The 14,065-nt window shown below is 44.9% G+C and carries 14 protein-coding genes and 1 pseudogene; 14 read left to right on the top strand and 1 reads right to left on the bottom strand.

Translation table 11 applies throughout. From position 1 onward, the window contains the following. Positions 1 to 7: 7 nt before the first annotated feature. The 12 genes from L1D37_RS22225 (at position 8) to L1D37_RS22170 (ending at position 11,396) form a co-directional block, all read left to right on the top strand. Positions 8 to 889: a ParB/RepB/Spo0J family partition protein gene (locus L1D37_RS22225; RefSeq protein WP_239830825.1), complete on the top strand. Its 882-nt coding sequence runs from the start codon at positions 8 to 10 to the stop codon at positions 887 to 889. A gap of 192 nt (positions 890 to 1,081) precedes the next feature. After that, positions 1,082 to 1,471, top strand: a complete 390-nt coding sequence (locus tag L1D37_RS22220; RefSeq protein ID WP_008221392.1) for a F0F1 ATP synthase subunit I — start codon at positions 1,082 to 1,084, stop codon at positions 1,469 to 1,471. 8 nt (positions 1,472 to 1,479) lie between these two features. Beyond that, complete coding sequence (gene atpB, locus L1D37_RS22215; RefSeq protein ID WP_017632650.1) at positions 1,480 to 2,277, top strand: F0F1 ATP synthase subunit A; 798 nt, start codon at positions 1,480 to 1,482, stop codon at positions 2,275 to 2,277. 50 nt (positions 2,278 to 2,327) lie between these two features. After that, positions 2,328 to 2,585 (top strand): F0F1 ATP synthase subunit C, encoded by a 258-nt coding sequence (atpE, locus tag L1D37_RS22210; RefSeq protein WP_004411110.1) that lies wholly within the window; start codon positions 2,328 to 2,330, stop codon positions 2,583 to 2,585. Between the two features lie 58 nt (positions 2,586 to 2,643). Continuing rightward, entirely contained in the window at positions 2,644 to 3,114 is a 471-nt protein-coding gene (atpF, locus tag L1D37_RS22205) for a F0F1 ATP synthase subunit B (protein ID WP_128644429.1), read from the top strand. Between the two features lie 15 nt (positions 3,115 to 3,129). Then, positions 3,130 to 3,663 carry a F0F1 ATP synthase subunit delta gene (gene atpH / locus L1D37_RS22200; protein ID WP_017632648.1) on the top strand — a complete coding sequence of 178 codons (534 nt, stop codon included), beginning with the start codon at positions 3,130 to 3,132 and terminating at the stop codon, positions 3,661 to 3,663. 13 nt (positions 3,664 to 3,676) lie between these two features. Next, a complete protein-coding gene (gene atpA, locus L1D37_RS22195; RefSeq protein WP_017632647.1) occupies positions 3,677 to 5,218 on the top strand; it encodes a F0F1 ATP synthase subunit alpha in 1,542 nt (513 codons plus the stop codon). 48 nt (positions 5,219 to 5,266) lie between these two features. Continuing rightward, positions 5,267 to 6,133 (top strand): F0F1 ATP synthase subunit gamma, encoded by an 867-nt coding sequence (atpG, locus tag L1D37_RS22190; protein ID WP_017058793.1) that lies wholly within the window; start codon positions 5,267 to 5,269, stop codon positions 6,131 to 6,133. A 34-nt stretch (positions 6,134 to 6,167) separates the two neighbouring features. Continuing rightward, positions 6,168 to 7,571 (top strand): F0F1 ATP synthase subunit beta, encoded by a 1,404-nt coding sequence (gene atpD, locus L1D37_RS22185; protein WP_019825544.1) that lies wholly within the window; start codon positions 6,168 to 6,170, stop codon positions 7,569 to 7,571. Positions 7,572 to 7,589: 18 nt separating this feature from the next. Beyond that, on the top strand, positions 7,590 to 8,012 hold the full coding sequence (locus tag L1D37_RS22180) for a F0F1 ATP synthase subunit epsilon (RefSeq protein WP_017107532.1): 423 nt from the start codon (positions 7,590 to 7,592) through the stop codon (positions 8,010 to 8,012). 184 nt (positions 8,013 to 8,196) lie between these two features. Further along, positions 8,197 to 9,555 carry a bifunctional UDP-N-acetylglucosamine diphosphorylase/glucosamine-1-phosphate N-acetyltransferase GlmU gene (glmU, locus tag L1D37_RS22175; RefSeq protein WP_239849201.1) on the top strand — a complete coding sequence of 453 codons (1,359 nt, stop codon included), beginning with the start codon at positions 8,197 to 8,199 and terminating at the stop codon, positions 9,553 to 9,555. 221 nt (positions 9,556 to 9,776) lie between these two features. Continuing rightward, a complete protein-coding gene (locus L1D37_RS22170) occupies positions 9,777 to 11,396 on the top strand; it encodes a diguanylate cyclase (protein ID WP_239849213.1) in 1,620 nt (539 codons plus the stop codon). A gap of 70 nt (positions 11,397 to 11,466) precedes the next feature. On the opposite strand, the gene punC is transcribed toward L1D37_RS22170, so the two are convergent. Then, the gene (gene punC, locus L1D37_RS22165) at positions 11,467 to 12,678 is read right to left on the bottom strand and encodes a purine nucleoside transporter PunC (RefSeq protein WP_239849200.1); all 1,212 of its coding nucleotides are present in this window, start codon (positions 12,676 to 12,678) and stop codon (positions 11,467 to 11,469) included. Positions 12,679 to 12,841: 163 nt separating this feature from the next. Here punC and punR point away from each other — a divergent pair, with 163 nt between their 5' ends. Beyond that, complete coding sequence (gene punR / locus L1D37_RS22160; RefSeq protein ID WP_210455681.1) at positions 12,842 to 13,756, top strand: DNA-binding transcriptional activator PunR; 915 nt, start codon at positions 12,842 to 12,844, stop codon at positions 13,754 to 13,756. Positions 13,757 to 13,897: 141 nt separating this feature from the next. Further along, positions 13,898 to 14,065 (top strand): annotated as a pseudogene (locus tag L1D37_RS22155) (IS3 family transposase); the annotation flags it as partial.

Below are 14,065 nucleotides of genomic sequence, written 5' to 3'. Positions count from 1 at the left end.
TCGCTCAATGTCTAAGCGTGGTTTAGGAAAGGGGCTAGATGCATTGCTTGCAACTAGCTCGTTGGCTCGTGAAAAACAGCAAGTTGCTTCTCATAGTCAGGCGTTGTCTGCTGATGGAGAGCTAACAGAACTGGCTGTTGGTTGCTTGAAGCCAGGTGTTTATCAACCGCGTAAGGATATTGCGCCTGAAGCGCTAGAAGAACTAGCCGCGTCAATCCAGTCTCAAGGCATTATTCAGCCAATCGTAGTACGCCCTTTAGCGCACGACCAGTTTGAGATCATCGCTGGTGAACGTCGTTGGAGAGCGGCTCGTCAAGCAGGCCTAAAACAAGTGCCATGTCTGATCAAGCGAGTGGAAGACAAAGCCGCGATTGCGATGGCATTGATCGAGAATATTCAGCGTGAAGACCTGAATGTTATCGAAGAATCACAAGCACTAGAGCGTCTACAGAACGAATTTGAACTGACGCATCAACAAGTCGCTGATGTGATCGGTAAATCGAGAGCAACGGTCAGTAACTTATTACGTCTAAATCAGCTCGAAAATGAAGTAAAAGGTTTAGTTTCCAATAAACAACTGGAAATGGGGCATGCTCGAGCACTACTTGCGCTAGAGGGTGATATCCAGGTTGAAGCGGCAAACACAGCGGCAACCAAAAAAATGACCGTGCGTCAAACTGAGCAACTTGTTAAAAAGTGCTTAAAACCAGACGTTGAACCTGAATCGAAGCCTGAAGATACAGAAGCTATCGAACTTTCACGAAGACTCACGGAAAAATTGCAAGCAAACGTTTCAGTTACTCGTTCTGTTAGCGGTAAGTCAAAAGTGACAATTACTCTTGATGAGCCTCACAAATTAGAGCAACTTATTGCTAAACTAGAGTACTAAATGAGATAATTGATTTAGGTCAATTATGTAATAAACAAGTAATTTCGTACAAAAGTTGTAGGTTTGTATACAAAAATGTAAATGATTGCTGCATTGTTATTGCAATCAATTTGGCTGAACGTATAATTTTCGCCAATTTCTCAGCACGCTTTTAAGCGAGTAGTAAAGAAGGCTTAAAAGAGGAACGAATACATGGTAGCGGCGTTAGCAAGACCAGGACGAGTGCTTGCAAAGCAAATGTTATTGATCGAGCTTAGCGCGGTTATATTAGTGGCGATAGGGTTAGGTTTAGCTGTTAATCCTGATTGGGGTTTTGCTGCATTAATCGGTGGCGGTATTTTTGTCATCGCGAATGTAGTTTTTTGTGTGTGTGCTTTCCTATTTTGTGGAGCTCGCGCAACTAAGTTAGTTGCGGCGTCGTTCTATGCAGGCGAAGCGCTAAAAATCCTTATCACAGTTCTACTATTCTCTATTGTCTACATGTATATGCAGGTGGAATTAATTCCCCTCAAACTGACCTATTTACTGGTTCTAGGTATTAATATCTTTGCGCCAGTGCTTTTCATTAACAATAAAAAATAGGATGAGTTATGGCTGCGCCAACAGCATCCGGATACATTGAGCACCACTTACAAAACCTTTCTTTAGCTAAGTTTGGTCTTGTAGAGGAGACAAGTTTCTGGAACGTACATATAGACAGTCTGTTTTTTTCGGTGTTGACAGGGATGTTATTCCTTTGGGTTTTTCGCTCAGTCGCTAAGAAAGCAACAGTAGGTGTACCTGGTAAGCTTCAGTGTTTTGTTGAAATGGTAGTGGAATTCGTTGGCGACAACGTTAAAGAAACTTTCCATGGCCGCAACCCTCTGATTGCCCCACTAGCACTGACTATATTCTGCTGGATTATCTTAATGAACTTGATGGACTTAGTGCCTATCGATTTCTTACCATATCCTGCAGAGCATTGGCTAGGTATCCCTTACTTGAAAGTGGTTCCTACAGCTGATGTAAATATAACCATGGCAATGGCTTTGGGTGTTTTTGCTCTGATGATCTACTACAGCATCAAAGTGAAAGGCCTAGGCGGATTTGCTAAAGAATTGGCACTGCATCCATTTAATCACCCAATCATGATTCCATTTAACTTGGTACTTGAGGTAATTTCGTTATTAGCGAAGCCACTATCTTTAGGTATGCGTTTATTTGGTAATATGTTTGCGGGTGAGGTGGTGTTTATTCTTATCGCGGCAATGCTACCGTGGTACTTACAATGGGTAGGTGCACTACCTTGGGCTATCTTCCATATCTTGGTTATTTTGATTCAAGCGTTTGTTTTCATGATGTTGACAATCGTTTATTTATCAATGGCTCATGAAGATAGTGATCACTAAAAAAATTTTTAAGCTTTATTCTAACTATTAATGTTAATCGGAGAACGTAAATGGAAACTGTACTAAGTTTTTCAGCAATCGCTGTTGCTATTATTGTTGGTCTTTGTGCCGTAGGTACTGCAATTGGTTTTGCTATTCTTGGTGGTAAATTCCTAGAAGGCGCTGCGCGTCAACCTGAAATGGCTCCAATGCTACAAGTTAAGATGTTCATCATCGCTGGTCTACTGGATGCTGTTCCAATGATCGGTATCGTAATCGCACTACTATTCACGTTTGCTAACCCATTTGTTGGTCAACTAGCAGGCTAATTAACTCTCAATAGTTAATTAAATTTTTGTAGTTGATTCTTAACGAGGGGTAGCTGTTGTGAATATGAACGCAACTCTGTTAGGTCAAGCAATTGCTTTTTCACTTTTTGTTTGGTTCTGCATGAAATATGTATGGCCACCAATTATGCAAGCAATTGAAGAACGTCAGAAGAAAATTGCTGACGGTCTAGTAGCCGCTGAACGCGCTGCTAAAGACTTGAACCTGGCACAAGCCAACGCTTCTGAGCAAATGAAAGAAGCAAAGCGCACTGCAACTGAGGTTATTGAACAGGCAAACAAACGTAAAGCTCAAATTATTGATGAAGCTCGCGAAGAGGCTCAGGCAGAACGCCAGAAGATCTTAGCGCAAGCTGAAGCAGAAATTGAAGCTGAGCGCACACGTGCCCGTGATGACCTGCGCAAACAAGTCGCAACTCTGGCTATAGCTGGTGCTGAGAAAATCCTTGAACGTACTATCGATAAAGATGTACACGATGATCTTCTTAACAACATTACTGCAAAACTTTAAAGCAAGGGGCTGTATATGTCTGATTTGACTACAATCGCACGCCCCTATGCTAAAGCAGCGTTTGACTTTGCGGTAGATAAAGGTGAGCTAGACCAATGGGGTCAGATGCTTACTTTTGCTGCCGAAGTGGCACAAAATGATGATGTTCATAATTTATTAAGCGGTTCTATGACTGCTGAAAAATTAGCTGAAGTATTCATTGTAATTTGTGGCGAACAATTTGATGAATTCGGTCAGAACTTAATTAAAGTGATGGCAGAGAATGGCCGCTTAATGGCTTTTCCTGATGTTTGCAAAGAGTTCTTTATACTCAAAAAAGAGTATGAGAAAGAGATCGACGTTGAAGTGACTTCAGCGGTTGAACTTTCTGAAGAACAACGCGCAGATATCAGCAGCAAATTGGAACAGCGCCTAGCGCGCAAAGTTCAGCTGAATTGCAGTATAGATGAGACTCTACTTAGTGGAGTTATTATTCGAGCCGGAGACCTAGTCATCGATAACTCAGCGCGCAGTCGTTTAGACCGCCTGAGCGATGCATTGCAGTCTTAATGGGGATTGGAGCATGCAACTTAATTCCACTGAAATTAGCGATCTAATTAAACAACGTATTGAATCTTTCGACGTTGTTAGTGAAGCTCGCAATGAAGGTACTATCGTTTCGGTAAGCGATGGCATCCTTAGCATTCACGGCCTAGCGGACGTGATGCAAGGTGAAATGATTGAACTACCGGGTGGCCGTTACGCGCTAGCACTTAACTTGAACCGTGATTCGGTTGGTGCTGTTGTAATGGGCCCATATGCTGACCTACAGGAAGGCATGAAAGTTACAGGTACTGGTCGTATTCTAGAAGTACCAGTAGGTCCAGAAATGCTTGGTCGTGTTGTAAACACGCTAGGTGAGCCAATTGATGGTAAAGGTCCTATCGAAGCGAAACTAACTTCGCCTGTAGAAATTATCGCACCAGGTGTAATCGACCGTAAATCGGTAGATCAACCTGTTCAAACTGGTTACAAGTCAGTTGACTCAATGATCCCTATCGGTCGTGGTCAACGTGAACTAGTGATCGGCGACCGTCAGACTGGTAAAACAGCAATGGCGATCGATGCGATTATTAACCAAAAAGATTCTGGTATTTTCTCTATCTACGTAGCTATCGGCCAAAAAGCGTCGACTATTGCTAACGTAGTTCGCAAACTAGAAGAGCACGGCGCACTAGCAAACACTGTTGTTGTTGTTGCATCGGCTTCTGAATCTGCAGCGCTACAATACCTAGCGCCATACGCAGGTTGTGCGATGGGTGAATACTTCCGTGATCGCGGTGAAGATGCACTGATTGTTTATGATGATCTATCTAAGCAAGCTGTAGCTTACCGTCAAATCTCGCTACTACTTAAGCGTCCACCAGGTCGTGAAGCGTTCCCAGGTGATGTTTTCTACCTTCACTCTCGTCTACTAGAGCGTGCTGCTCGTGTAAGCGAAGTATACGTAGAGAAGTTCACTAACGGCGAAGTGAAAGGCAAGACTGGTTCTTTAACTGCTCTTCCTATCATCGAAACGCAAGCTGGTGACGTATCTGCATTCGTACCAACGAACGTAATCTCGATTACTGATGGTCAGATCTTCCTACAAACTGAGCTATTCAACGCGGGCGTACGTCCAGCTGTTGACCCAGGTATCTCAGTTTCTCGTGTAGGTGGTTCGGCGCAGACTAAAATCATCAAGAAGCTATCTGGCGGTATCCGTACTGCACTAGCTCAATACCGTGAACTTGCAGCATTTGCACAGTTCTCATCGGATCTTGATGAAGCGACTAAGAAGCAGCTAGACCACGGTCAAAAAGTTACAGAGCTGATGAAGCAGAAGCAATACGCTCCTATGTCTGTATTTGACCAAGCTCTAGTAATCTTCGCTGCAGAGCGTGGATACCTTCAAGATGTTGAACTTTCTAAAGTTCTAGACTTTGAAGCTGCTTTACTGTCGTTTGCTCGTGGTCAATATGCCGATCTAGCAACACAGATCGACACAACGGGTGCTTTCAATAAAGAAATCGAAGCTGAGCTGAAGAAGCTTGTTGACGATTTCAAGGCAACCCAGACCTGGTAATTGGTGGGTGGTCTTAGGGCCACCTCATACCATTAACGGAGAGTAACGATGGCCGGCGCAAAAGAGATACGTAATAAAATCGGTAGTGTTAAAAGCACACAGAAGATTACGAAAGCAATGGAAATGGTAGCAGCTTCAAAAATGCGTCGTTCTCAAGACGCAATGGAAGCTACTCGTCCATATGCAGAAACAATGCGTAAAGTGATCGGTCATTTGGCTAATGGTAGCCTCGAGTATAAGCATCCTTATCTTGAGGAACGTGAAGCCAAACGTGTTGGTTACATCATCGTTTCTACAGACCGTGGTCTTTGTGGTGGTTTGAACATTAACTTGTTCAAGAAAGCCATGAACGACATGAAAGATTGGTCTGAGAAAGGTGCTGATGTGGAGCTTGCAATTGTAGGTTCTAAAGCAACAGCATTTTTCAACAACAGCGGCGCGAAAGTAGCAGCTCAAGTTTCTGGTCTGGGCGATCGCCCAAGCCTTGAAGACTTGATTGGCTCTGTAAGCGTTATGCTGAAGAAATATGATGAAGGCGAATTAGATCGCCTGTTCGTAGTGTTCAACAAGTTTGAAAACACTATGGTACAAGAACCAACGATCGATCAATTACTTCCTTTGCCTAAATCAGACAGCGAAGACATGAAACGCGATCATGCTTGGGACTACATTTATGAGCCTGAGCCAAAACCACTACTAGATGCACTACTGGTTCGCTACGTCGAATCTCAAGTATATCAAGGTGTGGTCGAGAACCTTGCTTGTGAGCAAGCGGCTCGAATGATTGCTATGAAATCAGCAACAGATAACGCTGGTGACATTATTGATGACTTAGAACTTGTGTACAACAAAGCGCGTCAAGCGGCGATTACACAAGAACTTTCTGAGATCGTTTCAGGCGCAGCTGCGGTTTAAGCTTAGGTAAAACTAAATAGTTAGAGGATTAACGATGGCTACAGGTAAGATCGTACAGATCATCGGTGCGGTAGTCGACGTAGAGTTCCCACAGGGTGAAGTACCTCGTGTATACGACGCTCTGAATGTTAATGAAGTACAAGAACGTCTAGTTCTTGAAGTTCAGCAACAACTTGGCGGTGGCGTAGTTCGCGCAATCGTAATGGGTAGCTCTGATGGTTTACGTCGTGGTTTGACAGTTGAAAATACTGGCGCTCCAATCTCAGTACCAGTAGGTACTAAGACATTGGGTCGTATCATGAACGTCCTAGGTGACGCGATTGATGAGTGTGGTGAAATCGGTGCTGAAGAGCATTACGCAATTCACCGTGAAGCTCCAAGCTACGAAGAGCAGTCTAACGAGACAGCTCTTCTAGAAACTGGTGTTAAAGTAATCGACTTGATTTGTCCATTCGCTAAGGGTGGTAAAATCGGTCTATTCGGTGGTGCTGGTGTAGGTAAGACCGTTAACATGATGGAACTTATCAACAACATCGCACTTCAACACTCAGGCCTATCTGTATTCGCAGGTGTAGGTGAGCGTACTCGTGAAGGTAACGATTTCTACTTTGAAATGCAGGAAGCTGGCGTTGTAAACGTTGAAAAACCTGAAGAATCAAAAGTAGCGATGGTTTACGGCCAGATGAACGAGCCACCAGGTAACCGTCTACGTGTTGCACTGACTGGTCTAACAATGGCAGAGCGCTTCCGTGACGAAGGTCGTGACGTTCTACTGTTCGTTGATAACATCTACCGTTACACACTAGCAGGTACTGAAGTATCAGCACTTCTAGGTCGTATGCCTTCTGCGGTAGGTTACCAACCTACGCTAGCTGAAGAAATGGGTGTTCTACAAGAGCGTATCACGTCAACTAAATCTGGTTCTATCACGTCTGTACAGGCGGTATACGTACCAGCGGATGACTTGACTGACCCGTCTCCAGCAACAACGTTCGCTCACTTAGATGCAACGGTTGTACTTAACCGTAACATCGCATCTATGGGTCTATACCCAGCGATCGACCCGCTAGATTCTACTTCACGTCAACTGGATCCATTGGTAGTTGGACAAGAGCACTACGACATCGCTCGTGGCGTTCAGTCTACTCTTCAGCGCTATAAAGAGCTGAAAGATATCATTGCTATCCTAGGTATGGACGAGCTATCTGAAGAAGATAAGCAAGTTGTATCTCGTGCTCGTAAGATTGAGAAGTTCCTAACTCAGCCTTACCACGTAGCGGAAGTATTTACAGGTGACCCAGGCGTTTACGTACCTCTTAAAGAGACTCTACGTGGCTTCCAAGGTCTTCTATCTGGTGAATACGATGACATTCCAGAGCAAGCGTTCATGTACTGTGGTGCAATTGACGAAGCTATTGAGAATGCTAAGAAGCTATAAGGCTAACTAGGAGGCGATATGGCAGCAATAACCTTTCACCTAGACGTTGTAAGTGCAGAGAAACAACTTTTCTCTGGTCTTGTTGAGACGTTTCAGGTGACCGGTAGTGAGGGTGAACTTGGTATTTTCCATGGTCACACTCCACTGCTGACCGCTATCAAGCCTGGTATGGTGCGTATTGTTAAGCAGCACGGCCACGAAGAAATCATTTATGTTTCTGGTGGTATGGTAGAAGTTCAGCCTGGTACAGCGACTGTACTGGCTGATACAGCTATCCGTGGTGAAGAACTAGACGCAGCAAAGGCGGAAGAAGCTAAGCGCAAGGCTGTGGAGAATATCCAAAATCAGCATGGCGACATAGACTTCGCACAAGCGGCCGGTGAACTGGCTAAAGCCATTGCTCAGTTACGAGTTATCGAACTGACAAAACAGCGTCGTTAATCTTTTATAAGATGACCGACTCTGAGATAAAGGCGACCTACGGGTCGCCTTTTTGCGTTTTTGGGATTCTTAAAAATGCTCCTTTTACATATCACTAACGGTTAAATGGTTATTACGATTTAATTTTTTGCCCAAAAACGGTTACAATATCGGCTTAATAAAAATAACGTTGGATAGGTTTACAATGAAGTTTAGCGCGGTAATTCTCGCGGCGGGCAAAGGTACTCGCATGTATTCAAACACACCAAAGGTTCTGCACACGCTTGCGGGTAAACCTATGGTGAAACATGTTATCGATACATGTAATGGTCTTGGCGCTCAAAATATCCACTTGGTTTACGGACATGGTGGTGATCAGATGAAGGCAACCTTAGCTGAAGAATCTGTAAATTGGGCTCTGCAAGCTGAGCAGCTGGGCACTGGCCACGCAGTTGATCAGGCATCTGCGCACTTCGCCGATGATGAAAAGGTACTGGTACTGTACGGTGATGTGCCTCTTATCTCACCAGATACTATTGAAAACCTATTAGACGCTCAACCAAACGGTGGCATTGCGCTGCTAACGGTCGTGTTAGACAATCCAATGGGCTACGGTCGCATTATTCGTCGCAATGGCCCTGTTGTGGCTATCGTTGAGCAAAAAGATGCAACCGATGAGCAGAAGCTTATCAAAGAGATCAACACTGGCGTTATGGTCGCAACGGGTGGCGATCTTAAGCGTTGGTTATCTGGTCTAAGCAATGACAACGCACAAGGTGAATACTACCTGACTGACGTTATTGCAGCCGCTCACGACGAAGGTCGTGCGGTAGAGGCTGTACATCCAGTTAGTCCGATTGAAGTTGAAGGCGTTAACGACCGTTCTCAGCTGGCTCGTTTAGAGCGTGCTTACCAAGCTGAGCAAGCAGACAAGCTATTGAAGCAGGGCGTTATGCTACGCGATCCAAGTCGCTTTGACCTACGTGGTGAGCTTCAGTGCGGTATGGATGTTGAGATTGATACCAACGTTATCATCGAAGGCAGCGTAAGCATTGGCGATAACGTTGTTATCGGCACAGGCTGTGTATTGAAAGACTGTGAGATTGATGACAACACCATTGTTCGTCCATACAGCGTAATTGAAGGTGCTACAGTGGGTGAAGACTGCACTGTTGGTCCTTTCACTCGTCTACGCCCGGGTGCGGATATGCGTAACAACTCGCACGTTGGTAACTTTGTAGAAGTGAAGAATACCCGCCTTGGTGAAGGTTCTAAAGCGAACCACCTAACATATTTAGGCGATGCTGAAATTGGTCAGCGCGTAAACGTAGGTGCTGGTGCGATTACTTGCAACTACGACGGTGCAAACAAATTTAAGACCATCATTGGCGACGACGTATTTGTTGGTTCAGATAGCCAACTAATCGCTCCAGTTACCATTGGTAACGGCGCGACTGTTGGTGCTGGCTCTACGGTAACACGCGATGTTTCTGAGAATGAACTGGTTATCAGTCGTGCGAAAGAGCGCAAGATTGCAGATTGGCAGCGCCCAAAGAAGAAGTAACCTTCTAACATCTAAAGTTTGATTCTTGTGAAAGCCAGCAACTTACGTTGCTGGCTTTTTTGTCATCATTTACTGACAAAAAAATAATCTATTTCCTAATTGTATTTTGTAGGAAGATTGTTACTATTCGGGCAGTGGTTCTGTAAAATGGAAGTGAACATACCGTGAGACTCGTCGATAAAAAATGGCAGACCCTGCCAATCGTTATTTTATCTTTTTCAATGCTGGTGGGCTTGTATGGCTTCTACATCACCTTGGAAAAGTTAGTGGTAGAGAACGAACGTAACCACTTAGTGTCGTTGATGTCTGATGTCGTTTATGAAATACGTGAAGACAGCAGTTTGTTTACAGGCGGAGTGGATGTTGATGATTATATTGGCAACCTGACGCAAGCCAATACACGATTGAGAATTCAGGTCATTAACCTCGACGGTGTCGTGATTGGTGATACCGATTTGTCTGACCATGCACTCGCGGGGGTTGAAAACCACAGTGATCGCCCTGAGTTTCAGCAAGCTCTGAAAACAGGGCTTGGCAGTGATGTACGTTTTAGTACCGTTACCTCTGTCGACCGCATCTATTACTCTCACAAAGAAACGGTAAACGATAACAGCTTCGTTATTGTCATTTCCTCGCCGATGCACCAACTTAAACAGATGAACTTCCAATTGATGGGTATTTTGATTGGGATGGTCGTATTGAGTTTAAGCTTCCTAATCGGCACTTCTTATGTGAGTAACCGCCAGATCGTTCATAAAGTTGAAGAAGAGCAGAAGAAACAAGACGAACGTATTCGCCAGAGAACCCATGAAATTGAACTAATGCACCGCTTAGCGAACATGCTTGCAGCGTGTAATAACATGGTTGAAGCACAACAGATTGTTTCTGATATCTTGCCGCGAATCCTTGGTAACGTGAACGGCAGTGTATCTCTGATGCGCGCATCACGTAACCAGCTGATCACTCAACTGGATTGGGGTGATACTTGGCCGGGAAGTGCTAGTTTCGCACCTGAAGAGTGTTGGTCTCTGCGTAAGGGGCGTGCTCATCAATCGAATGATGATTTCCATTCTCTAACCTGTGGTCACATGCATGAGATGGAAAACAACCAAACCCTTTGTATCCCGTTGACCGCTCATGGTAACACCATCGGCATCATGCACCTGTATTTCGGTGTCGGTGATATTAAGATTGACCCGATTACCGAGCAATTGGCTTTTAGTGTTTCAGAACATCTAGGCTTGGCATTGGCTAACTTGAGCCTACAAGAGAAGCTTCGTTCACAGGCGTTAAGCGATCCACTAACAGGGCTGTTCAACCGTCGTTTCTTCGAGCAGAAACTGGAAGAGCATTCGATGAATTCCGCCACCAGCGAACAACCACTATCGCTATTGATGCTCGATTTGGATCACTTCAAGCGCTTCAATGACAACTTTGGTCATGATGCGGGTGATTTTGTGCTGAAAGAGATCAGTGCGCTACTTAAACAGAGCGTGAGTGAAGATGAGATCGCATGTCGATTGGGTGGTGAAGAGTTAGCTGTGTTGCTTCCGCATTACACCATGCAGCAAGCGACCGAGTTTGGCCAAACGCTGTGTGACGCTGTGCGTTCTATGCATCTTGAGCACAAAGGCTTATCGCTAGGTCAGCTTGGAGTTTCAATTGGTGTAGCGACTTATCCTAAGCCCGCTTCTGATACAGAATCCCTGGTTAAGATGGCCGATAACGCACTCTACATGGCCAAAGACATGGGGCGTAGTCGAGTGGTTAACTATGATGAATACAGCCGCCATAAAGCGCCTGCGTTAGAAGTGGTCGATGGTGACGTTGCTGCTAAATAAGCAGAAGTGAAATTTAGATATAAAAAAGAGCGAGTAATCTCGCTCTTTTTTGTTTCTGCTAGATGAGGAACTAGTCTTGTTTCTCGTCTGCCACTACTCGAGAGTTATCTGGTGTTGCGAAGTGTTCAGACAGCTCTTTGTTCGAAATAATGTAGCCAACCCACAATGCACCTAAACAAATCACAACCGCAATACCCGTTGCACTTAGTGCTTGGCTAGCCATTGCAGCTACCAATGCACTTGATAAGCCACTGATGCTGATTTGCAGACTGTTCTGTAGGCCTGCCGCAGTTGCTGGGCTTTGCTTCGCACTCGATAGGGCACGGTTTACTACGATTGGGTAAAGTGCGCCATTCGCTACTGCAATCAAACAGAAAGGTGCAAGTAGAGGCCAGATTGATGTCAGTTCCCACTGTGATGCGATGAAGATAAGCATCGCAGCTACGCTGAACAAACCGATAAGGTTTCTTAGTACAACGCCGTCACCATATTTCTTCACTGCTTGTTTACCGAAGTAACCACCTGCCATGAAGGCGATCGTTTGTGGGATAAAGCTTAAGCCGATGTCTTTTGCTTCATAACCTAGCTGAGCCATGATCTCTGGCATACCTGTTAGGTAAGCGAAGAACGCTGCTGAAGCTGATGCAAACATCAATACATTGCCCATGTAAGGCTTTGATTTAAGAAGTGTCTTAATGTCTGTTTTGATCGATGTTTGTTTTACTTCTAGCGCTTCCTTCGGTTGAGCCATCGTTGTTGCTACCAACAGTGCACCCATCAGCGTTAACGTGATGAAGATACTGTGCCAACCGAAGTTGTCTGCCAGTAGTACACCAAGTTGAGGTGCCAGTGCTGGAGATAGCGCAACCAAAGGCATGATGGTTGCAAAAATTTGTTGGCTGCTGCTTTGAGAGTAACGCTTAATCACCATAGCTTGCCAAATTACCGCTGGAGCACATACACCGATTGCTTGGATGAAGCGCAGTGTTAGTAGGTGCCATACCTCGGTGCTGAATGCCAAGCCGAATGAAGCTGCCGTAAAGATAACAAGACCAACCGCCAGTGTGTTGCGGTGACCATACTTGTCACTCGCCAGACCCCAAAGAAGCTGACCCATAGCCATACCACCAAGGAACACCGTTAGCGACAGCGCGATCTGCTCTGGACCGGTTGCGAAATCGATCTCCATCGCCTTAAATGCAGGAAGGTACATATCGGTCGCAATAAAACCAAGCATTGAAAGTACTGCAAGGTAGACCAATTGAAATTTAGAAATATTCATAAGATGCCATTAAGCTAAAAGTAGTGATGCATTTATCATCAAAAAAATTGTCTGATAGACAGAAGCTAAAGCCCCTATTTATTTATGCTGACATTCTATTTTTCAGACCTGATAAAATAAAACGCTAAAATATGTGGTTATCAATCAAAAAATTTGAAGGCTTATGTTCTCAAAATCCTCTTTAGAAATGCTCGATACGGTTGCTCGCTTAGGTAGCTTTACTGCGGCTGCAGAGCAATTGCACAAAGTGCCCTCGGCGATTAGCTATGGTGTTAGGCAGGTCGAGCAAGAATTGGATGTTTTACTTTTCAGACGTTTACCGAGAAAGGTAGAGCTAACGCCCGCGGGTGAACTGTTCATTGAAGAAGCTCGTGCGCTACTGAGGCAAATGGAAGAAGTTAGTGCCCAGACGCGACGGGCTGCTCGTGGCTGGAAGAAAACCTTGCGCCTGACGCTCGATAACGTGGTTAAGCTCGACAAGATGAAGCCGATGATTGAAGAGTTCTATCAAACCTTTGAGTTTGCAGAGCTTCAGATCAATATGGAGGTGTTCAACGGCTCTTGGGAAGCCATCGCTCAGGGTAGGGCGGACATCGTGATTGGCGCAACTTCTGCGATTCCGGTCGGTGGAGATTTTGAGGTGAAAGACATGGGGCGCTTAGACTGGGCGTTTGTCATGTCGCCAAGTCACCCGTGTGTGCGAGAGCAAAACCTCAATGAAGAGTTCGTGAGTCAGTTTCCTGCAATCTGTTTGGATGATACCTCTAGCGTGCTGCCTAAACGCCACACTGGCCACTATGGCAACCAAAGACGCTTATTGTTGCCTAACTGGTACAGTGCGATTGAGTGCCTCAAGAACGGTGTTGGAGTGGGTTACATGCCAAGGCATATCGCTGCTCCTATTATTGAACAAGGCTTGCTGGTGGAGAAAATCTTACCAGAACCAAGCCCGCAGAGTCATTGCTGTTTGGTTTGGCGAAAAGACGATAATCATAAATTGATCGAATGGATGGTGAAGTACCTAGGATCGAGCGAGCAGCTTCATCGAGATTGGTTGGATCATCGTAAGGCGATCTAATGATCCATCTGAAAGAGATCTTTTGGGGCTTGGCCTGAATAGATAGCAATAAAAAGAGCGAGTAAAAACTCGCTCTTTTTGTTTCGATTGTACCGTCCTAACTATGGTTGACACATTTCCAACATGAAATTGGAGAGTGTCATGAAAACAACAAGTAGAYGTACTCAACGAGATTATTCTCTTGCCTTTAAATTGTCAGKCGTAACCCAAGTTGAAAAAGGCGAAATGACTTATAAGCAAGCTCAAGAACGTTATGGGATCCAAGGTCGCTCTACCGTTTTAGTTTGGCTTCGCAAACATGGTCAACTA

The organism is Vibrio sp. Isolate33 (assembly GCF_022397895.1).
Taxonomy (GTDB): Bacteria; Pseudomonadota; Gammaproteobacteria; order Enterobacterales; family Vibrionaceae; genus Vibrio; species Vibrio pomeroyi.
The sequence above is the reverse complement of the archived record's forward strand: the minus strand, read 5'-3'. Positions and strand labels throughout refer to the sequence as shown.